The organism is Micromonospora sp. NBC_01412, assembly GCF_045040215.1.
Taxonomy (GTDB): Bacteria; Actinomycetota; Actinomycetes; order Mycobacteriales; family Micromonosporaceae; genus Micromonospora; species Micromonospora rubida.
Genome location: NZ_CP109528.1, coordinates 6,613,575 through 6,638,325, shown reverse-complemented (window position 1 = coordinate 6,638,325; position 24,751 = coordinate 6,613,575). Strand labels below are relative to the sequence as shown.

23 protein-coding genes are annotated in these 24,751 nt (G+C 73.1%); 13 read left to right on the top strand and 10 right to left on the bottom strand.

Annotated features, from left to right (window positions below; all coding sequences use genetic code 11):
- Positions 1-7: 7 nt before the first annotated feature.
- Positions 8-742, bottom strand: a complete 735-nt coding sequence (locus OG617_RS28955; protein ID WP_405096090.1) for a restriction endonuclease — start codon at positions 740-742, stop codon at positions 8-10.
- A gap of 109 nt (positions 743-851) precedes the next feature.
- Entirely contained in the window at positions 852-1,091 is a 240-nt protein-coding gene (locus tag OG617_RS28950; RefSeq protein WP_405096089.1) for a winged helix-turn-helix domain-containing protein, read from the bottom strand.
- 315 nt (positions 1,092-1,406) lie between these two features.
- Between OG617_RS28950 and OG617_RS28945 the strand changes: the two genes are divergently transcribed.
- Genes OG617_RS28945 through OG617_RS28935 form a run of 3 tightly spaced genes read left to right on the top strand, consistent with a single transcriptional unit; the run spans position 1,407 to position 3,023 of the window.
- Positions 1,407-1,700 (top strand): DivIVA domain-containing protein, encoded by a 294-nt coding sequence (locus OG617_RS28945; protein WP_405096088.1) that lies wholly within the window; start codon positions 1,407-1,409, stop codon positions 1,698-1,700.
- Positions 1,701-1,702: 2 nt separating this feature from the next.
- Positions 1,703-2,047 carry a hypothetical protein gene (locus tag OG617_RS28940; protein ID WP_405096087.1) on the top strand — a complete coding sequence of 115 codons (345 nt, stop codon included), beginning with the start codon at positions 1,703-1,705 and terminating at the stop codon, positions 2,045-2,047.
- Positions 1,980-3,023 carry an ADP-ribosylglycohydrolase family protein gene (locus tag OG617_RS28935; protein WP_405096086.1) on the top strand — a complete coding sequence of 348 codons (1,044 nt, stop codon included), beginning with the start codon at positions 1,980-1,982 and terminating at the stop codon, positions 3,021-3,023. Before OG617_RS28940 ends, OG617_RS28935 begins: the two co-directional genes overlap by 68 nt.
- Before the next feature lie 205 nt (positions 3,024-3,228).
- On the opposite strand, the gene OG617_RS28930 is transcribed toward OG617_RS28935, so the two are convergent.
- On the bottom strand, positions 3,229-5,028 hold the full coding sequence (locus tag OG617_RS28930) for an ABC transporter ATP-binding protein (RefSeq protein ID WP_405096085.1): 1,800 nt from the start codon (positions 5,026-5,028) through the stop codon (positions 3,229-3,231).
- A 212-nt stretch (positions 5,029-5,240) separates the two neighbouring features.
- On the opposite strand from OG617_RS28930, the gene OG617_RS28925 reads away from it, so the two are divergent.
- Entirely contained in the window at positions 5,241-5,669 is a 429-nt protein-coding gene (locus OG617_RS28925; RefSeq protein WP_405103991.1) for a MarR family winged helix-turn-helix transcriptional regulator, read from the top strand.
- 98 nt (positions 5,670-5,767) lie between these two features.
- Here OG617_RS28925 and OG617_RS28920 read toward each other — a convergent pair whose 3' ends face one another.
- A complete protein-coding gene (locus OG617_RS28920) occupies positions 5,768-6,730 on the bottom strand; it encodes a DUF559 domain-containing protein (RefSeq protein WP_405096084.1) in 963 nt (320 codons plus the stop codon).
- 283 nt (positions 6,731-7,013) lie between these two features.
- On the opposite strand from OG617_RS28920, the gene OG617_RS28915 reads away from it, so the two are divergent.
- The 5 genes from OG617_RS28915 (at position 7,014) to OG617_RS28895 (ending at position 13,344) form a co-directional block, all read left to right on the top strand.
- Positions 7,014-8,399: a flavin monoamine oxidase family protein gene (locus OG617_RS28915; RefSeq protein WP_405103990.1), complete on the top strand. Its 1,386-nt coding sequence runs from the start codon at positions 7,014-7,016 to the stop codon at positions 8,397-8,399.
- Between the two features lie 786 nt (positions 8,400-9,185).
- On the top strand, positions 9,186-10,949 hold the full coding sequence (locus tag OG617_RS28910) for a discoidin domain-containing protein (RefSeq protein WP_405096083.1): 1,764 nt from the start codon (positions 9,186-9,188) through the stop codon (positions 10,947-10,949).
- A gap of 24 nt (positions 10,950-10,973) precedes the next feature.
- On the top strand, positions 10,974-12,272 hold the full coding sequence (locus OG617_RS28905; protein ID WP_405096082.1) for a DUF1996 domain-containing protein: 1,299 nt from the start codon (positions 10,974-10,976) through the stop codon (positions 12,270-12,272).
- The gene (locus tag OG617_RS28900) at positions 12,269-12,922 is read left to right on the top strand and encodes a DUF305 domain-containing protein (RefSeq protein ID WP_405096081.1); all 654 of its coding nucleotides are present in this window, start codon (positions 12,269-12,271) and stop codon (positions 12,920-12,922) included. Before OG617_RS28905 ends, OG617_RS28900 begins: the two co-directional genes overlap by 4 nt.
- A 41-nt stretch (positions 12,923-12,963) precedes the next feature.
- Entirely contained in the window at positions 12,964-13,344 is a 381-nt protein-coding gene (locus OG617_RS28895) for a YccF domain-containing protein (protein ID WP_396672491.1), read from the top strand.
- A gap of 2 nt (positions 13,345-13,346) precedes the next feature.
- Here the strand turns inward: OG617_RS28895 and OG617_RS28890 are convergent, their stop codons facing one another.
- On the bottom strand, positions 13,347-13,469 hold the full coding sequence (locus OG617_RS28890) for a ribosomal protein bL36 (RefSeq protein WP_111132521.1): 123 nt from the start codon (positions 13,467-13,469) through the stop codon (positions 13,347-13,349).
- A 247-nt stretch (positions 13,470-13,716) separates the two neighbouring features.
- Between OG617_RS28890 and OG617_RS28885 the strand changes: the two genes are divergently transcribed.
- The gene (locus OG617_RS28885; protein WP_405096080.1) at positions 13,717-13,995 is read left to right on the top strand and encodes an FmdB family zinc ribbon protein; all 279 of its coding nucleotides are present in this window, start codon (positions 13,717-13,719) and stop codon (positions 13,993-13,995) included.
- Positions 13,996-14,043: 48 nt separating this feature from the next.
- Positions 14,044-15,300: a formamidase gene (gene fmdA / locus OG617_RS28880; protein WP_405096079.1), complete on the top strand. Its 1,257-nt coding sequence runs from the start codon at positions 14,044-14,046 to the stop codon at positions 15,298-15,300.
- A gap of 129 nt (positions 15,301-15,429) precedes the next feature.
- Here fmdA and OG617_RS28875 read toward each other — a convergent pair whose 3' ends face one another.
- The 3 genes from OG617_RS28875 to OG617_RS28865 all read right to left on the bottom strand — a co-directional run bounded on the left by OG617_RS28875 (position 15,430) and on the right by OG617_RS28865 (position 18,117).
- Entirely contained in the window at positions 15,430-15,651 is a 222-nt protein-coding gene (locus OG617_RS28875; RefSeq protein WP_405096078.1) for a hypothetical protein, read from the bottom strand.
- Between the two features lie 100 nt (positions 15,652-15,751).
- Entirely contained in the window at positions 15,752-16,804 is a 1,053-nt protein-coding gene (locus tag OG617_RS28870; RefSeq protein WP_405096077.1) for a sporulation protein, read from the bottom strand.
- 209 nt (positions 16,805-17,013) lie between these two features.
- A complete protein-coding gene (locus OG617_RS28865; RefSeq protein ID WP_405096076.1) occupies positions 17,014-18,117 on the bottom strand; it encodes a hypothetical protein in 1,104 nt (367 codons plus the stop codon).
- A 266-nt stretch (positions 18,118-18,383) separates the two neighbouring features.
- Here OG617_RS28865 and OG617_RS28860 point away from each other — a divergent pair, with 266 nt between their 5' ends.
- Positions 18,384-18,554 carry a hypothetical protein gene (locus tag OG617_RS28860; protein WP_405096075.1) on the top strand — a complete coding sequence of 57 codons (171 nt, stop codon included), beginning with the start codon at positions 18,384-18,386 and terminating at the stop codon, positions 18,552-18,554.
- A 337-nt stretch (positions 18,555-18,891) separates the two neighbouring features.
- Here OG617_RS28860 and OG617_RS28855 read toward each other — a convergent pair whose 3' ends face one another.
- Positions 18,892-21,513, bottom strand: coding sequence for a discoidin domain-containing protein (locus OG617_RS28855; RefSeq protein ID WP_405096074.1), 2,622 nt, complete (start codon positions 21,511-21,513; stop codon positions 18,892-18,894).
- Positions 21,514-21,919: 406 nt separating this feature from the next.
- Positions 21,920-23,026 carry a LacI family DNA-binding transcriptional regulator gene (locus OG617_RS28850; RefSeq protein WP_405096073.1) on the bottom strand — a complete coding sequence of 369 codons (1,107 nt, stop codon included), beginning with the start codon at positions 23,024-23,026 and terminating at the stop codon, positions 21,920-21,922.
- A 220-nt stretch (positions 23,027-23,246) separates the two neighbouring features.
- Here OG617_RS28850 and OG617_RS28845 point away from each other — a divergent pair, with 220 nt between their 5' ends.
- Positions 23,247-24,665, top strand: a complete 1,419-nt coding sequence (locus OG617_RS28845) for a GH1 family beta-glucosidase (protein WP_405096072.1) — start codon at positions 23,247-23,249, stop codon at positions 24,663-24,665.
- The last annotated feature ends 86 nt before the right edge of the window (positions 24,666-24,751 follow it).

Genomic DNA, 24,751 nt, shown 5'->3' with positions numbered 1-24,751 from the left:
GGAAGACTCAGCGGGCCACGAACAGGCCCGGGGGCGGAGTGTGCGTCGACGCCCAGGTCTCCAGGGCCGCCCGGTCCACCAGCGTGATGTCGAGCTGCTGGGCCAGCCGCACGCCGTCGCCCGCCGTGAAGAAGCTGTTGGTCACGATCACGCAGAGCTGACCCCCGTGCACCTCGCGGCAGGTCCCCGCGAAGCGCTGGATGGCGGCGCTGCCCACCCGGTTGCGGATGCCCTGCCGCTTGCACTGCGCCACCACCCGCCGCCCGTCCGGCGCGACCGCCACGACGTCGGCGCCCCGGTCCCCCGACCCGCCCGTGACCGTGACCTGCCGGAACCCCGACGCCTCCAGCAGCCGGGCGAACCATCGCTCGAACTCCGGCCCGGACATCGCATCCGTCACCGCGATCAGCCGGTCCCGCCGGGCCTGCTCAGCCCACTGCCGGGCCTGCTCAGCCCGCTGTCGGGCCCGCTGCCTCGCCCGGGCGAAGAGCAACGCGGCGACGGCAAGGCCGACGACCGCCACCAGGAGGACCGACCAGTACGGGTGCCGCCGCACGAAGCCGACCGCCAGGACCACGAGTACCAGCGCGGACACGCCCCCGACAAGCACCGCCGCGCTCCCGGCCCCGCCACCGGACCGACCACGGCGGGCCACCCCGCCGCCGCGAGCGCGCCGCCGCTTGCGGTAGTGGGCCCGGACCCGGGCACCGTCGCGGCGAATGTGGGACTTCACGTACGGCATGCGGCACCTCCGACGACGGGACACCAGCTTGCCGATCGGCGGGGACAGATTTCACGCCCCGACGCCGGTTCTGTCGGCTACCCGTCACGCCGGCACCGACCTCGTCCGCCTACGGCTCTCGCATCCAGGTCTTCGGATCGGTGACGAAGACACCCTTGCCCTGGTGTCGTCGGATGACGCGCAACGCCTCAAGGCGCACGTAGACCATCTGGATCGTGGACGTGCCGACCTTGTAGTCCACCGCCATCTGCGCGATCGGCGGCAACTTGTCCTCGGGCTTGAGTGTGCGCGCCTTGACACCGGCAACGATGTCGTCGGCAATGCGGATGTAGTCGGGTGTTGTAGGCATGGCGCTCCTTGCGTGGCTCGCCAATTCGATCACGAAACGCCCACGGACGACAACAGCCAGTGGTTGACTTAAACGACTAAGCCGTTACCGTTGGACCCGAGCCGCTCCTCGCGTGGCAACGAGATCGGCTCATCCCCCGGTCGGGGCGGGCGCCCCCTGCCCGCCCCGACCCACCGGGCCGCTCTGCCGTCGTACCGCCGAACCTGACTGCGGCGGCGGAGCGGGCGGGCCGCCCGTAGCCGGCGCGGGCGGCCCGCCCTTCCCGACCCACCGCACGGACCCTGCACGCTTCCGTCTGCCCCGGAAAGGACCGTCGTGGCCCAGGTGTATCGAGGTGGCCAGCTCTACGGGACGGGCCAGCCGGCCCGGCTGACCCCGCAGGAGGTGCGTACCCGGGCGTTCGACCCGCGTCGGCGCGGCGTCGACGCCGATCAGGTACGCGAGTTCCAGACCCGGCTGGCCGGCGAGCTGACCGAGCTGTACGAGGAGGTGCGGCTGCTCGTACAGGAGAACGACCGGCTCAAGCGGGCGCTGCGCGACTGGCAGATCATGCACGCCCAGGAGTGCCGCCCGCCGGAGCAGCAGCCACCCAACCGGGGCCGCTGGTAGCGATGGGCCCCTCCCCCGGCGACCTGCTGACCATCGACGGCCGGGCCTCGGTGCAGTTCGCCGGGGACCGGGCCCTCACCTTCCGCGTGGTGTCGGTCCCCGACCTGCCGACGTACCACGGCTGGATCTGGCTGTCCGGCTACGTGCTCGACCATCGCGGCCTGGCCACCGCCAAACGCGAGGTCTACGTCCAGCTCGCCGGCCTCCGCCCGGCAACCGCCCCGGAAGCACCGCGTGCGGGTCGGCAGAGTCCACCCACCCGCCCCTATGCTCTGCCGGGTGACCAAGGTGACCGCGGAACAGTTGGCCAAGGCGCGCGGGTGCCTGCTCGGGCTGATGCTGGGTGACGCGCTCGGGGCCTCCGGCACAGACCTGCCGGCGAGCGGGCCGCTCCGCGCCACGAGCGCCGGCCAGCTCGTCTGCTTCACCGTCGAAGGCACCATCCGGGCCAACATTCGCGGCTCCCACAAGGGCATCTGCCACCCGCCCAGTGTCGTCAGGCACGCCTACACCCGGTGGGCGGCGTTGCAGGGCATCCCCGGCATCAATCGGTCGCGGGAGGAGGACTGGCCGGACGGTTGGCTGGCCCAGGTGCCGGTGCTCGCCGCGCGGCGCGGCTCGGCGCCAGCCACGGTCGCGGCGCTGCGGGGCCGACAGGAGGGTGTGCCCGACCACCCGATTCGCACCAGCCTGGGAGCGCACGCCCTGACACGTGCGCTGCCGACCGGGCTGATCGAGCCGTGGGGTCCGGCGTCGGTGCGTTTCGCCACGGAGGTGGCGGCAACCACCCACGCCGTCGAGGCCGCCGAAGTGGCCGCGATCGGTGCCACGACCGTGGCCAACTGCCGGGCCGGGCATCCGGTCGAGGCGGCGGTGGAGCTGGCGCAGCGGGAGTGCGCCACCCTCGCCGCCCGCCCGGTCAGCCTTCCCGAGATTGCCGACGCGCTGGCCACCGCCAGGTCGAAGCCGGCTCAGCCCGGTGAGCTGGCTCGGCTCGCCCCCGACGCGCGGGCGTCGTCCGCGCTCGCGGGGGCCGTCTACGTGGCCGCCTGCTTCCCCGCCCCCGAGCAGATCCGACACGCCTTGCTGTTCGCGGCCGCCAGCCCGCACGGCCGGGATGTCGCCCCCACCGTCGGCGCCCTGCTCGGGGTGACCCACGGATTCGACGCTCTTCCCATCGAGTTGGTGTACCGGCTGGAGCTGGGCTGGGTCGCCGATGTCCTCGCGCGGGACCTGCTGAGCGAGTTCGTCGACGGCCCGTCCGGCAGCGACTACACACCTGCGGCCGATCCACGCTGGTGGGATCGCTACCCGGGTTGGTGAGTCAGTTGGGCTTGCTCATGTTCCGGCGCTGACCAGGCTCGCGATCATCCTCGACCGTCGCTCGTCCTCGACCGTCGCTCGTCGAAGTCGCTGAAGTCCACGTCCGGAGAGGGCCCTGGCGCGAAGCCAGCCGTCCGTGATCCGCGTACCGGGACAGGGCCCGCCCGGTGGGCGGCCGGTCGGCGTGCGGCGGGATTCCGGTTGGTCAGGTGGCGAGGGCGGCGTAGCGGCCGGCGCGGTCGAGCAGGCCCTCGTGCGTGCCGGACTCGACGATCCGGCCGTGGTCGAGCACGGCGATCTGGTCGGCGTCCCGCACGGTGGAGAGCCGGTGGGCGATCGTGATCGTGGTACGTCCCCGGGCCAGCTCGTCGAACGCCCGCTGCACCGCCCGCTCGGTCTCTGTGTCCAGCGCGCTGGTGGCCTCGTCGAGGACGAGCACCCGGGGATCCCGCAGCAGGGTGCGGGCGATGGCGAGGCGCTGCTTCTCCCCGCCGGAGAACCGGTGCCCCCGCGAACCGACCATGGTGTCGTACCCGTCGGGCAGGGCTGCGATGAGATCGTGGATCTGGGCGGCGCGGGCCGCGTCGGTGATCTCGGCGTCGGTGGCGTCCGGCCGGGCGTACCGCAGGTTCTCCCGCACGGTGGTGTGCAGCAGGTACGTCTCCTGGCTGACCACGCCCACGACGGCGGCCAGGTCGGTCAGCCGCAGGTCGCGCAGGTCGATCCCGTCGATGGTGATCCGCCCGGCGGTGGGGTCGTGCAGCCGGCTGACCAGGGCGGCGAGGGTGCTCTTGCCGGAGCCGGTGTGCCCGACGAGAGCCAGGCCGGTGCCGGCCGGCACGTCGAGGGTGACCCCGGCGAGCGCGGCGGTGTCGCTGCCCGGATAGGTGAAGGTGACGCCCTCAACGCGGACGTGGCCGCGCACTCGGCGCGGGTCGATCTCGACCGGGCGATCGGGGTCGTCGACCTCGACGGGGAGGTCAAGGTACTCGAAGATCCGGGCGAACAACGCCATCGAGGCGGTGAGTGAGACACCCACGTCGAGCAGGCCCATGAGCGGCCGGAACAGCCCGCCCTGGAGGGCGGTGAAGGCGACCAGGGTGCCGATGCTCAGCGTGCCGGCGGTCCCGGGGAGGCCGGCGCCGAGGTAGATGAGCGCGGGGATGGCGGCGAAGATGACGCTCATCGAGGCCATCCGCCACCGACCCGCCAGGTCGGAGCGCAGTTCCAGGTCGACCAGTCGGGCCGACGAGGCGTCGAACCGGTCGATGAGCGCGGCGCCCGCGCCGAGGGTCTTGCTGAGCTGCACGCCGCTGATCGACAGCCCCTCCTCGATGGTGACGTTGAGGTCGGCCAGCTCGCGCTGCCGCTGCGCGGTGATCTCCCGCCGCATCCGGGCGACCCGGCGGGTGAGCCAGATGGACGGGGGCAGCACGACCAGGGAGATCAGCGACAGCCGCCAGGACAGCGCCGCCATGGCCACGGCGGTGGCGACGACCGTGGTGAGGTTCGACGCGATCGAGGTGGCGGTGGAGGTGACCACCGTCTGCATGCCGCCGATGTCGTTGGTGATCCGGGACTGCACCTCACCGGTGCGGGTGCGGGTGAAGAACCCGATCGACTGGCGGTGCAGGTGAGCGAAGACGTCGGTGCGCAGCCGGTGCATGACCTGCTGGCCGACGCGGGTGGAGAGCCAGGTCTGGACCACGCCGAGGGCCGCGGTCACGACCGCGACGGCGACCATGCCGAGGACCAGCCGGACCAGCAGGGTCAGGTCGCGCTCCGGCAGGGCCCGGTCGATCACCGTACGCAGCAGGAACGGCGACGCCATGGCGACGACCGAGGAGACCACGATGATCGCGGTGACGGTGCCGAGCTGCCAGCGGTGCGGGGCGAAGAGCCGGCCGATGCGGCGCAGCGACACCTGTCGGGCCTGGGCCTTCTCCGCAGGGCTGACGGTGCGGGAGCCGCCCCGGCCCTCACGGTGGGTAGGGGGTGTGTCCAAGGGTGTGCCTTCCGATGGGGGACGATGATGCTGAGGTTACCTCATCATGAGGTTACAACAGGAAGTGCTGCTACGGTGTTCCGGTGACCGCCGACGACCGCGCGCCCGGACCGGCGCACCCCGCCTGGTCGGGCGAGGAGAGCGCCGGAGCCAGCGTGGAGAGCGCCAGGGCCGGTGAGGAGAGCGCCGGAGCTGGCGACGAGAGCGCCGGGATGTACGAGAAGAGCTCCGGGGCGCAGGAGGAGGGCCTGGCAGAGAGCTTCTGGGCCGTCGCCCGGCGGTTGCGTCACCTGTCCCGGCAGACCCTCGAACCGTGGGCGATCAACCCCGGGCACTCCCGGGCGCTGGGCGTACTGACCCGGCACGGGGCGATGCGGCTCAGCGCGCTCGCCGAGCACCTGCGCATCGCGCCGCGCTCCACCACCGAGGTGGTCGACGGCCTGGAGGAGCGAGGGCTGGTCGCCCGCCGCCCCGACCCGGTCGACCGGCGCGCCACCCTGGTCACGCTGACCGACGAGGGCACCCGGGTCGGCGCGGCGATCCGGGCGGCCCGGCACACCGAGGCGGAACGCCTCTTCGGCGGGCTCAGCCCGACCGACCGGGCCCACCTGGCCCGCATCCTGCGCACCCTGCGCGACTGACCTGCCGCCCGATTCAGCCGAACAGAATCGTCAAGCCGGGCATCGATCGGCGTAACGGTTGATCTTCAAGTGTCCCCTGGGTCGGTCCGGCGGGCAGCTCAGCGACCGCTGCGGCGGCTGGTCAGGATGGCCAGGACCTCGGCACGCACCCGGTTCGGCTCGCGTACCAGCCTGCGGTGGGCGAAGCGGACGACGAGGATGCCGCAGGTGGCCAGCAGCGCGTCGCGGCGCAGGTCGATCTCCCGCTGCCCCGGCTCGCCGTGGGCGGTGGCCCCGTCCAGCTCGAAGTCGACCCGTTCCCGCTCGGCGTAGACGTCGAAGTACATGGTGCGCCCCTCGATCCGCACCCGGAACTGCCGCCGCAGGCGGGGCATCGCCGGGCCGGTGAAGACGTGGTCGTGCCCCCACACCTCCAGCGGGCTGCGGCAGCCGGCGGCCAGCCGGTCCAGCAGCGCGCGCAGCTCGGCGCGGCGGGTGAGCCTGGGCGCCCCGGCGAGCGCCGCCCGGACCCGGGCCGGGGTGGTCAGGCCGTCGTTGACGGCGCGGATCAGCGGGGCTGGGCGGCCCACGGCCGGCAGCAGCGGCCAGGCGTCGACCAGCGCCCGTTCCAGCCGGACGACGGGCACACCCCGGCGGTTCAGCGCGTGCGGCGGTGCGGGGCAGAACCCGCGCCGGTGGTGCAGCACGAGGTTGGGCCGGGAACGCAGCCCCGACCCGGCCGGCACGTCGAGGTGCACCGGCTCCCCGTCGGGTTGCCCGCGTACGCCCCAGGCGTGCAGGGCCGTGGGCCCGCCGAGCGCGGCCAGCCCGTCCCCGTACGCCAGCGCGGCGCGGTGCCGCAGCTCGGGCGGGAGCCGGGCCAGCGATGAGGAGCCGCCCGGATGTGTCAGCTGGCTGGCCTGCGCCAACCGTCCGTCGACGTACACGGCGGGAAGCACCCGGAGGAGTTGCCCGGCATCGCGGGCCTGGCGCAGCACCCAGTCGGGCACCACCTGGGCTGCCAGTGCCCGGGTGAGCAGGCCACCGTGCCGGGCCAGCAGTGCTTCCAACGTGGCGTTCACGCCGCGACGGTCCCGCTCGCACACCCCGGCCGCAATCCGGCCTGTGGACGATGGGCCGCCTGTGGACGATGCCCCACCTCACCATTGGATCTGATACGGGCGCCCATGATCGTCTGCTGATTTCGGAGACCACGGCCGGCGTGTCAACTCACTTTTCAGCAGACGATCAAGGGAGGCGGAGGGGCACGGGCTGGCGTGGTGGGCCGGGCTAGGGGTATGCGGCGGGGGGCGAGGGGCGGGTGGAGCAGGCGGGAGGGGTGGGCGGGTGGAGCAGGCGGGAGGGGTGGGGCGGGAGGGGCCGGTGGGGCGGGTGGGAGGGGTGGGGTCGGTGGGGCGGGTGGTGGTGGTTGGGGGTGGGTTCTCCGGGCTTGCCGCTGCGCTGGCACTCGGCCGAGTCGGGTGGGACGTTCGGCTGGTGGAGGCTCGGGACCGGGTGGGCGGGCGGACGCTCACCCGCTGGCTGCCCGACGGCACCCAGCTCGACCTGGGCGCGCAGTGGCTCGGCCCCACCCAGGACCGGATGTACGCCCTGGTCGCCGAGTACGGCCTGACCACGTTCCCGTCGGCGGCCCTCGGCACGCCGGTGCTGCGCTGGGACAATGGGCTCCACCCCGAGCCGCCGGAGCCCACCGGGCGGGTGCTGGCCCGGCTCGACGCCCTCGCCGCGCGGCTGGACCCGGCGGCGCCCTGGCTAGCGGCCGAGGCGCCCGAGTGGGACCGGCTGCCGCTGTCCGGCTGGCTGGCCGACGCCGCAGGTGATCCGACAGCCGCCCGGTACCTGGGCCGGCTGCTGGCCGGCGGCCTGCTCGCCACGGGCCCGGACGAGATCTCCCTGCTCCAGATACTGTTCTACCTGCGCAGCGGCGGCGGCAGCGCCCTGCTGCTGGGGATGGCCGGCGGGGCGCAGCAGGACCGGGTGGTGGGCGGCCCGGCCGCGCTGGCCGAGCGGATGGCGCAGCGACTGGCGGCCACCGCGGGGCCGGGGGCGCTGTGCCTGGGTGCGCCGGTGACGGTGATCGCGCAGGACGCCGGCGGGGTGCTGGTGCGCACCGACCGGGACGCGTACCCCGCCGACGCCGCAGTGGTCGCCGTGGCCCCGGCGCTGGCCGGCCGGATCCGGTACGACCCACCGCTGCCGGCACTGCGCGACGGGCTCACCCAGCGGATGCCGATGGGTTCGGCGGTGAAGGTGCACGCGCTCTACCCGGAGCCGTTCTGGCGAGCCGACGGGCTTTCCGGCGTCGGCACGAGCGCCACCGGCCCGGTGACCGAGACGGTGGACAACAGCACCCCGGACTCGACGCGCGGGGTGCTGACCGCGTTCAGCTACGGCGACGAGGCGCGTGACCTGCGCCGGATGTCCCCGGACGCCAGGCGGGCGGCGGTGCTGGACGCGCTGGTGGCCATGGTGGGCCCGGACGCCGCCCACCCGGACGGGTTCGTCGAGTACGACTGGTCGGCCGACCCGTACACCCGGGGGTGTTTCTGCGGGGTGTTGACCCCCGGCTCGTGGCGCGGGTACGGGCCGGCGCTGCGCCCGCCGGTGGGGAGGGTGCACTGGGCGGGCACCGAGACGGCGGTCGGCTGGACGGGCTACCTGGAGGGGGCGGTGCGCGCGGGCGAGCGCGCGGCGGCCGAGGTGACCGCCGGGACCAGCGGATACAGATAGTCCGCTACGACAGATCTATCGACCGGTGGACCGCCGGTCGTAGGTCCCCGACGTGTGGGACGCCTGCCCAGCGGCGGCAATCCCACGTGCAGTGGCGGCGTCTGGTCATCCGCGCTGACGGCAGGGTGGAACACCTACGCCACGGATTTGTACACGGCCACAAAAAAGCCCACACTACCATTTGTCATGCCCGTTCATTCCTTTTTGCTTGCACCAGGAGCAGATCGACGGCAACAACTGGGACCATTCCAGCCGCCCCCAACAGTGCCGCTTGCCAGGTCGGCAAGTTCACCACCATTCCGACAATGAACAGAATCAACAGTGCCGCTGGATAGGCGAAGCCCCATGATTAGACCGTAGCATATAGAAAAGGCTAAGCGAATCTGCTGTTTCGGTGCAGCAGTCCATTCACCAACGCCCTTTGAAGTTGACCTCGACCCCCTTCGGGCACCTCAACGGGCACTCCACCCCGCTCATGCAGCAGCTCAGCAGCGCGATGCACAGCCACGGCAAGCCGCTCACCGTGGCCGTCGCGTCGGGCGGCAACCAGGCCAACGGCAGCGGCGCAGGGCCGTGCGGTGCCGCAGGGCGCGCACACCGCACCGGCGGTGGACGGGACGGGCCGACCAGCCGCTCCGGAGAGATCAATCGGCAAGGATCAATCAGTAGGTCATTGACAGCCGTGGTCGGCAGAGCTGAGAGTAGGTGGCACGGGAGAGCGCTCTCCCGTGCCCCGGACCCGATGGGTGATCCGTCGGTCCCACCACCACCTCCCAAGGAGTACCGATGCTTCGGACTCTTGCCCCTCCGCTCACCCGTCCGTCACGCGCCGGCCGTGGCCGGCGCCTCGCCGCCCTCGGCACCGCGCTGCTCACCCTGCTCGGCGCGTACCTGGCGGTCGCGGCGCCACCCGCCGGGGCCGCCGACCCGCTACTGTCCCGGGGCCGGCCGGTCACCGCATCGTCGGCCGAGTCCGTGGCGTTCCCCGCCTCGGCCGCCGTCGACGGCGACGCCGGCACCCGCTGGTCCAGCGGGTTCAGCGATCCGCAGTGGCTCCAGGTCGACCTCGGCGTCTCCGCCACCCTCACCCGGGTGGTGCTGCGCTGGGAGGCCGCCTACGCCCGCGCGTTCACCGTCGAGACGTCGCCCACCGGCACGGGCGCCTGGACGACGATCCACACCACCACGGCCGGCGCGGGCGGCACCCAGGACCTCGTGGTCACCGGCACGGGTCGCTTCGTGCGGGTCACCACCACCCAGCGCGCCACCCAGTACGGCGTGTCGCTGTGGGAGTTCGAGGTCTACGGCAGCACCGGCCCGACCACCCCGCCGACTACCACCCCGCCGACGACCCCGCCCCCCGGCGGCGCGACGCTGCTGTCGTACGCCAAGCCGGCGGTCGCGTCGACCAGCCAGAACGACGGCGCGTGCTTCGGCTGCACGCCGGACAAGGCGTTCGACAGCGACCCGGCGAGCCGCTGGGCGACCAGCCCCACCAACGGCTGGGTCGACCCCGGCTGGATCTACGTCGACCTCGGCGCCACGGCGACCGTGACCCAGGTCGTGTTGCAGTGGGATCCCGCGTACGCCCGGTCGTACCAGATCCAGGTCTCGCCGAACGCGTCCACCTGGACCACCGTCTACTCGACCACCACCGGGCAGGGCTTCAGGGAGGCCATCAACGTGACCGGCACCGGCCGGTACGTGCGGATGTACGGCACCGCCCGCAGCAGTCAGTACGGGTACTCGCTGTGGGAGTTCAAGGTGTACGGCACGGGCGGCAACCCCACCCCGCCGCCGGCGATGCCCGCCGATCCCACGTTCCCGGCCACCCGGCTCGTGTTCGCCGACGAGTTCAACGGCGCCGCCGGCAGCAAGCCCGACCCGGCCAAGTGGACGATCGACCCGGGCACCGGCCAGAACAACGAGGTCCAGTACTACACGAACAACGACAACGCCAACATGGACGGCGCCGGCTCGCTCGTCATCGAGGCCCGGCGGGAGACCGTCAACGGTCGCGACTACACCTCGCACCGGATGAACACCGGCAACAAGTTCCACGTGCAGTACGGCCGGATCGAGGCCCGCATCCGGGTGCCGAAGGGCAACGGTCTCTGGCCGGCGTTCTGGATGATGGGCGCCGACTTCCTCACCGGGCGGCCGTGGCCGTACAACGGGGAGATCGACATCATGGAGGTCCTCGGCCGCAACACGCAGGAGGCCTACTCCACCCTGCACGCCCCGGCCTACAACGGTGGCGGCGGGTACGGCCAGAAGTACGCGGCGCCGGGCGGGGTGGACCTGTCCGCCGGCTACCACGTCTGGTCCGCCGAGTGGGACAGCCGCGGCATCACCTTCAAGATCGACGGTCAGACGGTCTTCACCGCCAGCAAGGCCACGGTCGAGTCGACCCGCGGACCGTGGATCTTCGACCACCCGTTCTACCTGATCCTCAACCTCGCCGTCGGCGGCGACTTCCCCGGGCCGGTCGACGGCACCACCCCGTTCCCGGCGCGAATGCTCGTCGACTACGTCCGCGTGTACCAGTAAGCCCAGGCCCGAAAGGAAGTCCCCATGTCCCTACCGACATCCCTGACACCGACTCGCGGGCCGCTGCGGACCGCCGCGCTCGCCGTGGCACTCGTCGCGCTGCTCGGCGGCTATCTGGTCGCCACCGCCATCCGGGCCGACGCGGCCGACCCCCTGCTCTCGCAGGGGCGACCGGCCACGGCGTCCTCCACCGAGAACGGCGGCACGCCCGCCGCCAACGCCGTCGACGGCGACAACGGCACCCGCTGGGGCAGCGCGTTCAGCGATCCCCAGTGGCTGCGGGTCGACCTCGGCGCCACCGCGACCGTCAGCCGGGTGGTGCTGCGCTGGGAGGCCGCGTACGCGCGCGCCTTCACAGTGCAGACCTCCGCCGACGGCAACGCCTGGACGACCGTCTACAGCACCACGACCGGACCGGGCGGCACCCAGGATCTCGCCGTCTCCGGCAGCGGCCGGTACGTCCGGGTCAACGCGACCCAGCGGGCCACCCAGTACGGCGTGTCGCTCTGGGAGTTCCAGGTCTACGGCGTCGGCGGCTCGACGCCGACGACGCCGCCCGGCGGCCCGGTCGTGCGGGTCTCCGAGTTCCTCGCCGACTGCCCGTTCAGCCACCGGCTGCCGGACGACCCGATCGTCTTCCCGGGCCTGCCCGGAGCCTCGCACATGCACAGCTTCTTCGGCAGCGAGGTGACGAACGCGCACACCACCGTGAACGACCTGATCAACGCCAGGAGCAACTGCAGCCCGTCGGTGGACACCTCGTCCTACTGGATCCCGACGCTCTACGTCGACAACCAGCCCGTCGAACCGTCGATCGCCACCTTCTACTACCTCGGCGAGGGCGTCCGCCCCGACGTGACCGCACGGATCCAGCCGCTGCCGCTGGGCCTGCGTATCGTCGCCGGCAACGCCAAGGCGACCGCGCCGGAGCAGAGCATCGCCCGCTGGTCCTGCCTGCACCACGGCGAGGTGAACCCGTCGAAGAACTTCGTCGCCTGTCCGGCCGGCAGCATGCTCGAGTCGTACCTGGACTTCCCGCAGTGTTGGGACGGCGTGAACCTCGACTCCGCGAACCACCAGAGCCACATGGCATACCCGGTCAACAACGACTGCCCGTCCACCCACCCGGTGCCCGTGCCGAAGCTGCGCCAGGTGATCCGGTATCCGGCGAACGGTGACCCGGCCCGCTTCCGGCTCGCCTCCGGCGCCGGCTTCACGATGCACGGCGACTTCTTCAACGCCTGGCCCGTGGCGGAGATGGAGCGCCGGGTGCGTGACTGCATCCGCCCGGTCGTCAAGTGCGGCGTCAACGGAACCCCGTGACGGTCGTTTCCCCTCGCCGGCCCCGCAACGGGCCGGCGAGGGCCCCCGTCCTCCTCATCGGGCTCCTGCTCGTCGCCGGGCCGTCGGCGACCGGCTGCGTCGCCGAGCCGTCCACCGCACCGGCCACCGGCGTCCCGACCGCCAGCGTCCCGGCCCCCGGCATCCCGGCCCCCGGCGTCCCGACCGCCGCCACCGCGACGTTCGGCGGCACCGACGCGGCGTGGATCCAGCTGATGATCCCGATGAACGAACAGGCGCTCGCGGCGCTCGACCTGGTGCCCGGCCGCAGCACCGACGAGGGGGTCCGCGAGGCGGCCGGGCGGATCGCGGCGGCCCGGCGCGCGGAGCTGGACGAACTGCGGCGGCTGCGTGGCAGGGCCGGGCTCCCGGCGGTCAACGAGCACGAGGGGCACGACCTGCCCGGGATGGTCGTTCCCGCCGATCTCGTCGCGCTGCGCTCCCTGCGCGGCCCGGCGTTCGACCGCGCCATCGGGCAGACCCTGCGCGAGCACGTGGAGCAGGGCGCTCGGCTGGCCGATGCCGAACGGGCCAACGGGTCCGATGCACAGACCCGGGGGCTCGCGGAGCGCGTGGGCAGGACCCGCGCCACCGAACTCGGCTGGCTCGCGGGCGCCCCGGCCACGGGGTAGCGCAAATCGCGCCGGTGGCGGGCGGCAGTCATGATGGAGGGGTGATCCGCTTTCTGCTCAACGTGTTGTGGCTGGTCTTCGGCGGCGGTCTCGTCCTCGCCGTCGGATACGGCATCGCCGCGCTGATCTGCTTCGTCCTGGTCGTCACGATCCCGTTCGGGGTCGCCTCCCTGCGCCTGGCCAGCTACTCGCTGTGGCCCTTCGGTCGCACCCTCGTGCCCAAGCCCGGCGCCGGCGCCCCCTCCGGCCTGGCCAACCTCCTCTGGGTGGTGCTGGCCGGCTGGTGGCTGGCGCTGTCCCACGTCCTCGCCGGCATCGCGCTCTGCGTCACGATCGTCGGAATCCCGTTCGGCATCGCGAACTTCAAGCTCGTACCCGCCGCGTTCTGGCCCCTCGGGCGCGAGGTCGTCGACGCGCCGTAGGTTCAGCCCTGCCTCGCCTTCTGCCGCCGGTCCGCCTTGTTGATCACGAACGTCCGGCCCCGCCGGCGTACCACGATCGAGTTCATCTTCCGCTTCAGCCCTCGCAACGAGTTCCTGACCTTCACGCGAGCCCTCCCAGGGTCACCGTCGGCCGGGTGCCGACCTCCCTGCCGGATACCCGCCGCAGCCCGTCAGGCACCAGGACGGCCGGAAGGGACCGCGCGCCCAGGAGTTTCGCCACCGACGGCCCGCGAGAGTCCCCCGTTAGTGGCTTCATGCCACTTGAGGGCGAAAGCGGCGGAGGATGGGCATACGGGCGATTCAGCCGCCAGCCGGCTGCCGCCCGCGAGGCGCTGCGAGGGGGCGGTGGAGATGGCCACGTACGAGTACCGATGCCAGCAGGACGGCAGCTTCGACACCACGCTGCCGATCGGCACGGCCGGCACCGCCGCGCGCTGCCCACGGTGCGGGGGTCCGGCCGCCCGGGTCTTCTCGGCGCCCCGGCTCACCCGCACACCGGCGCCCCTGCGGCACGCGATCGACCGGGCGGAGCGCAGCGCGGAGGCGCCGGACGTCGTGACGCGCGTCCCGGGCCGGCATCCGGTCCGGCGGTCGTCGAACCCGGCCCACGCCCGCCTGCCCCGCTGGTGACCGGCCAACACCGGCGGTCCCACCAGCCCGACCGAAAGGCAGAACGACATGCCCGAACTGCTGTTCCCGCTCGACTCCAGCAGAAGGTTCACCGACCAGGAGAAAATCGGCCACAACAGGTGGCACCCGGACATCCCACCCGTGGCCACCGTCCGGCCCGGGCAGACGTTCCGCGTGGACTGCCGGGAGTGGTTCGACGGGGCGATCCACAACGACGACTCGGCCGAGGACATCCGGGACGCCCCGCTGAGCAGGGTCCACGCCCTCAGCGGCCCCTTCGCGGTGCAGGGCGCCGAACCCGGCGACCTGCTCGTCGTCGACATCCTCGACCTCGGGCCCATCCCGCAGGAGGACTCCGGACCGCTGGCCGGCCAGGGCTGGGGATACACCGGCGTGTTCCCCACCGGCAACGGCGGCGGATTCCTCACCGAGCAGTTCCCCGACGCCTACAAGGCCATCTGGGACTTCACCGGCCGGCAGGCCACCTCCCGGCACATTCCCGGGGTCGAGTTCACCGGGATCACGCATCCCGGGCTGATGGGCACCGCCCCGTCCGCGGGGCTGCTGGCCACCTGGAACCAACGCGAGGGCGCGCTGCGGGCCACCGACCCGGATCGGGTGCCGCCCCTGTCCCTGCCGCCCGAGCCCCACGACGCGATCCTCGGCACGCTCACCGGCGCCGACTTCGACCGGGTGGCGGCGGAGGCGGCGCGTACCGCCCCGCCCCGGGAGAACGGCGGGAACCAGGACATCAAGAACTTCACCGCGGGCACCCGGGTCTTCTACCCGGTCTACGTGCCCGGCGCGAACCTGTCCGTGGGCGACCTGCACTTCTCCCAGGGCGATGGGGAGATCACCTTCTGCGGCGCAATCGAGATGGGCGGCTTCATCGACCTGCACGTCGACCTGATCAAGAACGGCATGCAGACGTACGGCGTCGCCGAGAACGCCATCTTCCTGCCGGGGAACACGCCACCGCAGTTCAGCCAGTGGCTGGCCTTCTCCGGAATCTCCGTCACCCTCGACGGGCAGCAGCGGTACCTCGACTCGCAGTTGGCCTACCAGCGCGCGTGCCTGCACGCCATCGACTACCTGACCCGCTTCGGTTACCAGCCCGAGCAGGCGTACCTCCTGCTCGGCGCGGCACCGATCGAGGGCCGGCTCTCCGGGGTGGTGGACATCCCCAACTCCTGCGCGACGGTCTACCTGCCCACCGAGATCTTCAACTTCGACGTACGCCCGTCCGCCGGCGGCCCGACCAGGATCGACCCGGGTCCGGGCGCCCCGAGGGCCAGCATGTCCTGACCGCACGGCTCCAAGGCCGCACCGGGGCCGGCGGGGTGCCGCCGACCGGGACGCGCGGGCCCGGACGACCCGAGCGCCACCGGCCGGCCGGTGGCCGGCGACCGCAGGCGCCGGGCACCGGCCGGGGTTCTACTTGGTGCCGGTCAGAGCGACGAGGGCGCTGGCCGTGTGGAAGTACGGGTTGCGGCCGAGGTCGCCGACGGTGGTGATGTCGAAGGCGTCCTTGAGCAGCTTGGCGTCGCCGTCGCTGACCCCGGCGAGGGCGGACACCGGGGCGTCGACCAGCTCGGCGAGGGTCTTGTCCTGGTATGCCTTGTCGACCAGCTTGGTGAGGTCGGCGGTGACGGGCATGCACACTCCTTCACACTTGGCCGGGAATTCCGGCCTAAACGGAACAATCACCTGAATTAGATCATCTCGCGTGCCGACGGTCCACTCCGGACCGTGGTCCTCAGTCCTCGTCGTCGCTGCCTTCGTCGCCGCCTTCGTCGTCGTCACCGAAGGAGTCGAAGACCTCGTCGGCGACCATGCCGCCGGCGAAGCCGAGCGCCGCGCCGCCGACCACACCGGCCGCGACGGCACCCATGCCGGGGCCGCGCCGCTCGTGGTGCTCCTCGTGATGGTCGCCGTGGGCGTACCCGCCGGGGCCGTGGCCGGGCGGCGGGTAGCCACCGGGCACGGGGGAGCCGTACCCGACCTGGCCGTAGCCGTGCCCGGCGTGCCGGCTCTGGTGCCCGTCGAGGGCCTGGCGGAGCCAGGTGTCCACCTGGGCGACCCAGTCGACGTTGTCGGCGTCGACGTGGTCCACGCGGTAGCGGCCGAAGGAGTCGTGACCGCCGGCGAACAGGCCGCCGCGCTTGTCGAACTCCAGCACCACGTCCACCCCGTACTCGTTCGTCACGAAGGTCAACTCGACCTCGTTGACGCCGTGGGCGTACTGCGGGGCGGCGTAGTACTCGATCTCCTGGTAGAAGGGCATGGTCTGGTGCAGGCCGGCGATGTGCCCGCGTTCGAGGTCGGCGCCCTTGAACTGGAAACCGAGCTGGCCGAAGGCCTCAAGGATGCGTTCCTGCACCGGCAGCGGGTGCACGTGGACGGGGTCGAGGTCACCCTTGTCCACCGCGCCACGCACGGCGACCTCGGTACGCAGGCCCATGGTCATGCCGTGCAGGTGCTGCCCGTACACGGTCGTCACGGGGGTCTCCCACGGCACCGGCACCTGGAAGGGCAGCGACAACTGCTGCCCCTCGGACAGGCGCAGGCCGCCCGCGACCTGGATGCGGTGGAACTCGACGAGCGCGTCGTACTCCTCCTCCGCGCCCTCCGCCTCCACCCTCGTGACGAGGCCGAGGGTGATGTGGTCGATCTCCACATCGTGCCCGCCCCCGGTCAGATTCACCTGCCCCACCAGCACCAGCCCCGGCCGGGTGCCCGGGTTGGACAGCACCGTGTCGACGCTGGGCCCGCCCACCCCGAACGCTCCCAGCATCTTCTTGAACACCACGAACCACTCCCTCGCCAGTTTCGGTCGTGCCGGCGCCCGTCGGCAGTGAATCGCCGGCAGATCCCTTGCGGCACAACGTGATCGGCGGCGTCCATGGTGGATGCCGCTGGTCGGGCAACCCAGCAACGTCACCTGTGAGGTAGCTGGACGAGTTCGGTCAACTACGGTGAGCCAGACCGGCGGCGGGTGCGCCCCGCGCCGTCGGCGACCTACCGGCCCACGCGACCCGTGCCCCTCGCCATGGCCAGCACCAGGGCGAGCAGGGCCAGCACCGCGGCTGCCGCCCCCACGACCGCAGACGTGGGGCCGCCCCGGTCGGCGCGGTCGGGGGCGTCGGCACCACGGGGCGCGGCCGGCGCCGGGTCGGTCCGGGGTCGGGCGGAGGCCGGCGCCGGGGCCAGCGCGTAGCGCAGGATCGTGGGCCGCGTGCCGGGCGGCTGGTCCGCGGTCTCGGAGACGGTGAGCAGGGACCGGCCGTCGCGGCTGTAGGTGACCGACTCCCCCTGCGGCTCGTCCGGCAGCGGGACGACCCTCGGCGTGCCGGTGGTCAGGGCGGCGACCACGTCGCCGCCGGGCACGTCGAACTCGAACGCGTCGGCATAGGTGCGCAGGACCACCCGACGCCCGTCCGGCGCGGTCGCGCCGCCGGTGACCACCGCCCGACCGACGAAGAAGAACGGGTTTCGGGTCCTGGTGGACGGCAGCCGCACCTGCCCCACCCGGGCCAACGGCACCGTCGCGCCCGGCCGCAGGGCGGCGGCCGGGCGGTACAGGCCGGCGCCGCCGCCCTGCTTGGTCACGATCACCGGACGCCCGTCACCGGCGACCAGGAGGGCCTCCGCGTCGTGCGGACCGTCCGGGTACGCCAGGCGGTACAGCACCGGGCGTTTCCCGCCGGGCCGAAGCCGCCACAGGGCGATCGTCCGGCGGGAGCGGTCGTTGTCGCCGACGTCGGCCACCCAGACCGTGCCGTCCGCGCCGACGCCCAGGTCCTCGGTGTCGCGGGGACGCGACGGGTACCGCACCGTCCGCACCACCGCGCACTCGGCGTCGAGGAAGAAGATCCGACGCCGGGCCTCCTCGTCGGCGGAGTCGTTGACCATCACGAACCCGTCGCCGGTGGCGGCCATCCCGGAGATCTCGTTCAGCCGGCCGTCGCGGACCTGACACACCGGGGTGCCGGCGGACGGCGACAGCACGGTGGGCGGGCCCGCCGCCGCCCCCGGGGCCACGCCGATGATGATCACGGCGGCCAGCGCGGCCCCCGCCGTCGCCCGCCGCCGCCGGGCCGGCCCGCGCAGCCGAATGTCCATCAACCGTCCGCCCGTGTGTCCGTCCGCAGCCCAGGGTGCGATCGCGCCCCGAGGCCGAGACGATCCGCCGGCCCCGTCCCGATGCCCGTTCGGCAGCGACTCTAGTCGATTTCCGGGGCGGGCCGTCCCGGCCGGGTGGCGGACCCGGCGACTGAGGCTCGCGTGGAATCGGCCGACCGGTCGACCGGGCACGACTATCCGGTTGCCGACGGCCAGTTGCCGCCGTCCCCGTACGGTGACCGCGATGACCCGCGCCGGCCGCCACCGTGCGGCTGGGGCCCGGTCAGCTGCTGCGCATCGAGGAGGTGGTCACCGCCGCCGCGCGGGACCCGCGCTGGGAGCTGACCGAGGACCAGGTCGCGGTGCTGCGCGACGCGGTGCGGGACGCGTTCGCCCAACGGTTCGGCGTCGCCACCCTGGATGTCGACGGCAACTGAGGGCGGCGGCGGGGCCGGCGAGGGACGCCGCCGCCGGCCGCGTTCGCGCTGATCGTGCAGGTGTCGGCGTGGTCGGTGCTGCGTGCCCGGGAGTTCGCCGCCGACGCCCGGTTCACCGGCGACGACAGCGCGGCCGTCCGGGCGCTGCTCGCTACCGACCGCGGACGGCCGGGTGGTGGGCCCGGCTGGGAGCGGCCTTCCGGTTCCACCCGCTGGCCCGGGCCCGCGCGGACGCCCTGGACCGTCCTGGGACCTTCGTCCGCAGCCGGGCCTGACGGCGGCGCCGAGGTGCGGGCCCGGCCGGCGTCGCCGGCCGGGCCCATGGCCGTCGGCCGGGTTACGAATTCGTGGTCAGGTAGACCACCTGGGTGCCGGCGTTGGCCGTGCCGCCGGCATTGTTGATCACCCGGTTGATGGTGCCGACCCCGCCGAGCGACACGGTGACCATGTTGGTGAACCGGACGTTCGGGTTGGTGGGGGCCTCGATGGCCCGGTCGGCGACGACCGAGGGGTCGACGTTGAAGTAGCAGTAGCTGCCCAGCCCCCACGCCTGGTGGCTGGTGACGCCGTCGGCCACCTTGTACGCGGCGTACCCGCGGGTCGCGCCGTTCATCCAGGCGCCCTGGTTCGGCGGGTCGTAGGGCATCTCGTTCTGGTAGAAGTAGGTGCGCCCGCCGTTGCCGTTCCAGACGGTCTGGTACTTCTGGTAGTGCTCGACGAACAGCCCGTACATGGTGACGTCGTCGCCGTTGACGGTCAGGCCGGTGTCGGCGGTGTTCGCCGCCCAGCCCACCCCGTCGCCGTGATCGGCCCGCCACAGCCACATGTGGTCGCCGATGACGTTGTCGCTGTTGACGGTCAGCGTGGTGCTGGCCCGACCGACGCCCGGCCCGCCGATGCGGAAGAAGACGTCGTGCAGCGAGGTCGGGTTGGCGGCGTGGCTGGCCGCCGAGCCGGCCGGGCCGACCTCCATCAGCACCGGCGAGTTCACCGTGCCGGCCTCGAACATCACGCCGGCCACCTTCACCCCGTCCACATCGGCGACCCGCATGGCGGCCGTGCCGTTGTCGGGCTGGATGGTGGCCAGGCCGAGGCCGAGGACGACGGTGTTGGCGCGGTTGATCTGGATCGGCTCGCTGACGTGGTGCACGCCGGGGGTGAACAGCAGGTGCCGGCCCTGGGCGAGCGCCGCGTTGATGGTGGCCGCGCTGGTGCCCGGGCGGACGACGTAGAACTCGCTGAGCGACAGCGACGAGCCGGCGGGGGTCTTGCCGTACCAGCTGGTGCCCGCCGAGTTGGCGCGCAGGGCCGGCACGAAGACCCGGTACTCGCCGGTGCCGTCGACGTACAGGAAGGGCTTCTCCCGCACCTGCGGGGTCTGCGCGATGACGGTGTGCGACGGGTTGGGGAAGTTCGGCGGCGGGGCGCCGGTGACGCCCTGGAACACCATGTTCCACACCGAGCCGGTCCAGGCCCCGAACTCGCTGTTGCGTGAGTACCACTGCTGTTGCGAACCGGAGACGACCGTACCGTCGATCTTCGTGTCGGCCATCAGCCCGCCGCTGGACCAGCCGTCGCCGCCGTTCCAGAGCTGGATCTGGTTCTGCGCGCCGCGCAGGTGCATCCGGCGGTAGGGGGCCGCCTGCGACACCGCCCAGCGTTCCACGCTGGTGCCCGCCGGCAGGGTCACCGACAGGTTCTCCGCCGAGCGCCAGAAGTTCTGGGTGGCGTTGCCGCCCATCCAGAACGCCTCGACCCGCACGTGGCCGTTGAGGTTGACGTCGTCGGGGCTCATGCCGAGGCCGGCGACCTGGGTGAAGAAGCCGAGGTTGACGTCGGCGGTGTAGGTGCCCGGCTTGAACAGCACCGCGTACCGCTGGGGGCCGAACTGGTTGGTCTCCTGCTGGGTGAACAGGGTGTTCAACCGGCTCTGGATGGTGGCGGTCGGCGTGCTCGGGTCGAACACGAAGGTGTTCGGGCCGAGGTTCGGGTTGCGCGGGTCGGTGGGCTCGACCGGCGGGACGTCGGTCCCGGTCACGTTCACCTCCAGCTCCCAGAGCGAGTAACCGTATCCGGTGGCCCGGGCGGTGCCGTACACCCGCAGGTAGCGGCCGGTCGCGGTGAGGTCGAGGGACTGGACGCCGCCGGGGCCGGTGGTGGTGCTCCAGGCGGTGCTCCACGCGCTGCCGTCGGCCGAGGTCTGGATCTGGAACGCCCGGGCGTGGGCGGCCTCCCAGCGCAGGACGACCCGGCAGATCGACCGGCTGGACCCGAGGTCGACCTGGAGCCACTGGGGATCGGCCGCGAGGCTGGCCCACCGGGTGCCGGTGTTGCCGTCGACGGCCGCCGACGCGGGGGTGCCGGCGTTCTCGGTGGACGAGGCGGTGGCCGGCCGGCCCTGCGCGGCGTTGGCGCTGCCGCAGGTGGGCGTCGTGCCGCCGGTCTCGCCGTAGACCTGGAACTCCCAGAGCGAGTAGCCGTATCCGGTGGCCCGGGCGGTGCCGTACATCCGCACGTAGCGGCCGGCCCCGGTGACGGTCAGGTTCTGGGTGCCACCGGTGCCGGTGGTGGTGCTTGCGACGGTGGTCCACGCGCTGCCGTCGTCGGAGGTCTGGATCTGGAACGCCCGGGCGTAGGCGCCCTCCCAGACCAGGGTCACCTGGCTGATGGTGGCGCGGGCGCCCAGGTCGACCTGGAGCCACTGGGGATCGCTGAACGCGCTCGCCCAGCGGGTGCCGGTGTTGCCGTCGACGGCCGCCGACGCGGGGGTGCCGGCGTTCTCGGTGGACGAGGCGGTGGCCGGCCGGCCCTGCGAGAGCAGCACCGGCGCCGCCTGGGCCGGTGACCCGCCGGTCGGTGCCAGCGCCGCGACGAGCGCGAGCACCAGCCCGACGAGGGTACGCCGCCGGGCGGGCCGGAGGCCCGGTGCCGGACGTACGGATGGGACGCGAGATGTCATGACTTCGCCTGTCGGTAGAGGGCTGCGGACGCCGGGCGCGACGGGGGAGGACGAGAGGACCGTGGCGCCGCGGCTGGTGCCACCGGAGCGGCACCATGATGGGAGAGCGCTCTCGGAGAGTGTTACGGCGAGATTGCATCCCCGTCAAGGCATCGATCTCCGACACTGCCGGTCGACGCGACTTCCGTCCTCTCGGGACACCTCACCCTTGACGAATCCGCCGGTGGAGACTTTAATGACGACATTAATTAAGCGTTGAGGAATTGCCCGCGGGCGAGCCGGCGCGCCGCCGGGGCACGCGAACGCCGCCTTCGCCGACCACCCGCCCCCGCACCCCACCACCCCACCGAAGGGGGCAGATCGTGTCGAGCCGACCGCCTCCCCCGCCGCCCGCCCGCTGGCCCGCTCAGGCGCTGCGGCGCACCACCAGAACGGGGTCGTGGATGACCGACGCGACGCGCAGTTGCGGCTCCTCGATGCGGGCCAGCAGCAGCCGGGTCGCCTCGGCCGCCATGACCTCCAGCGGGTGCCGGACGGTGGTCAGCGGCGGCTGGGCAGCCTGCGCGGCGCTGCTGTCGTCGAAGCCCACCACCGCGACGTCGTCGGGCACCCGGCGGCCCGCCTCGTGCAGGGCGACCAGGGCGCCCTGCGCCATCAGGTCGTTGGCGACGAAGACACCGTCGAGATCGGGGTGGGCGGCCAGCAGGCGACGCATGGCGGCCTCGCCGCTCTCCCGGGTGAAGTTGCCCGCCTCGGACGGCGACCACGCGTACCCGCGGCGGGCCATCGCCTGCCGGAACCCGGCCACCCGATCCTGGCTGGCCGGCACATGCTCGGGGCCGGCGACCAGCCCGATGCGCTGGCAGCCCCGGGCGAGCAGGTGCTCGACGGCCAGCGCCGCGCCCGCCTCGTTGGCCACGTCGACGTAGCTGATCGGGGCCGGGCGGGCGGGGCGGCCCACCATCACTGCGGCGACCCCCGCCTCGACCAGCAGGCCGGGCAGCGCGTCGTCGGGGTGCAGCGACAGCAGCACCACCCCGTCGGCCTGCCCCTGGCGCAGGTCCCCGACCAGCCGGACGCGCGCCGGTGGGCTGCCCACCAGGTGCAGGCCGAGCTGCACACCCGCCGGGCGCAGGGCACTCAGCACGCCGCCGACGACCCGGCCGAAGAACGGGTCGGCGAAGAACCGGCTCAGGAACGGGTCGTCGTGTTCCTCGCTGTCGGACACGACCAGCGCGACCGTCCCGGCCCGCCGGGTGACCAGGGAACGCGCGGCGCGGTTCGGCACGTACCCGGTGGAGTCCACCGCCGCCCAGACCACGGTGTGCAGGTCCGGATCGACGTTGCGCACCCCGTTGACGACGCGTGACACGGTGGCCCGGGACACCCCGGCCACCCGGGCGACGTCCTCCAGGGTGGGCAGCCGGCTCCGGGCCGCGCCACGCTCCCCCGTCGGCCCCGGGACGCGCTCCCCCGGGCGGGACAGGTTGCCCGTCTGGGGCGATTCCGCCATCCGGAAGTTATAGCATGCGCACTGGAAAGCGCTCTCTGAGCTGCGGCGCGGGCCCCGCTCTCCGAGCTGCGGCCGAAGCGGCCCCGGGGAGCGGGGCCCAGGGCCGCTTCGCGGTTCACGCAGTGCCCGCCACTTGACAGTGGGTGACCGTCGGGAAAGACTGGCGGGAAGCCTCGGAGAGCGCTCTCCGGGATTCGGAACTCCGGGAAGTGGTGATCGGATGCGAACGCTCGCGGCCGCGCGGACCTCCGCCGGACAGCCCCCCGTCGACCTACGGTTCCCCGCCGGCTTCCAGTGGGGCGCGGCCACCGCGGCGTACCAGGTCGAGGGGGCCGTGCGCGCCGATGGTCGGCTCCCCTCGATCTGGGACACCTTCGCCGCCACCCCGGGCCGGATCGCCGGCGGCCACACCGGGGAGCACGCCAGCGACCACTTCCACCGGCACCGCGACGACGTGGCGCTGATGGCCGAGCTGGGCCTGTCGGCGTACCGCTTCTCGGTGGCCTGGCCCCGGGTGCGCGCCGCCGGCGGCGGGGTCAACGCCGCCGGCCTGGCCTTCTACGACCGGCTCGTGGACGACCTGCTGGCCGCCGGCATCAGCCCGGCGGCCACCCTGTACCACTGGGACCTGCCTCAGGAGCTGGAGGACGCCGGTGGCTGGGCGGCGCGCGACACCGCCGCCCGGTACGGGGAGTACGTCGCCGCCGTCGCCGCGCGCCTCGGCGACCGGGTCCGGCTGTGGAACACCCTCAACGAGCCGTGGTGCTCGGCCTTCCTCGGGTACGGCAGCGGGGTGCACGCCCCGGGGCGGCGCGACCCGCGCGCCGCGCTGAGCGCCGCGCACCACCTGCTGCTGGCCCACGGGCACGGGGTCGCCGCGCTGCGCGCCGCAGGCGTCACCGGCCAGGTCTCGGTGGCGCTCAACGTCGGCACGGTGCGGCCCGTCAGCGACGCGCCCGCCGACCACGACGCCGCCCGGCGCATCGACGGGCTGCTCAACCGGATCTTCCTCGACCCGCTGCTGCGCGGCGCCTACCCGGCGGACGTGCTCGCCGACACCGCGGCCCTGAGCGACTGGTCGTTCGTGCGCGAAGGCGACCTCGACCTGATCGCCGCGCCGCTGGACGCGCTGTGCGTCAACTACTACCAGCCCGACCTGGTCGGCGCCGGCCCGGCCGGCCACCACGACGCCGACACCCCGTACCCGGGCGCCGAGGGCGTCGCGTTCCATCCGGTGCCCGGGCCGGTCACGGCGATGGGCTGGTCCGTCGACCCCGGCGGGCTGCGCGACATGCTGCTGCGGGTCACCCGGGACTACGGCGCGCCGCCGCTGTACGTCACCGAGAACGGCGCCGCCTACCCGGACGAGGTCGACCCCGACGGCCGGGTACGCGACCCGGAACGCACCGACTACCTGCACCGGCACCTGGCCGCCGCGCACGAGGCGCTGACCGCCGGCGCGGACCTGCTCGGCTTCTTCGTCTGGTCGCTGCTGGACAACTTCGAGTGGGCCCTCGGCTACGACAAGCGGTTCGGCCTGATCCACGTCGACTACGCCACCCAGCGGCGGACGGTCAAGGACAGCGCCCACTGGTACGGCCGGACGATCGCCGCGAACGGCTTCGACCGCCCCCGCTGAGGGGCACCGCCCGCGCGCCCGGCCGCCCATGCACCCCGCCGGGCGCGACACGCAGCCGGCGCGGCCCCGGGATCTCCCGGGGCCGC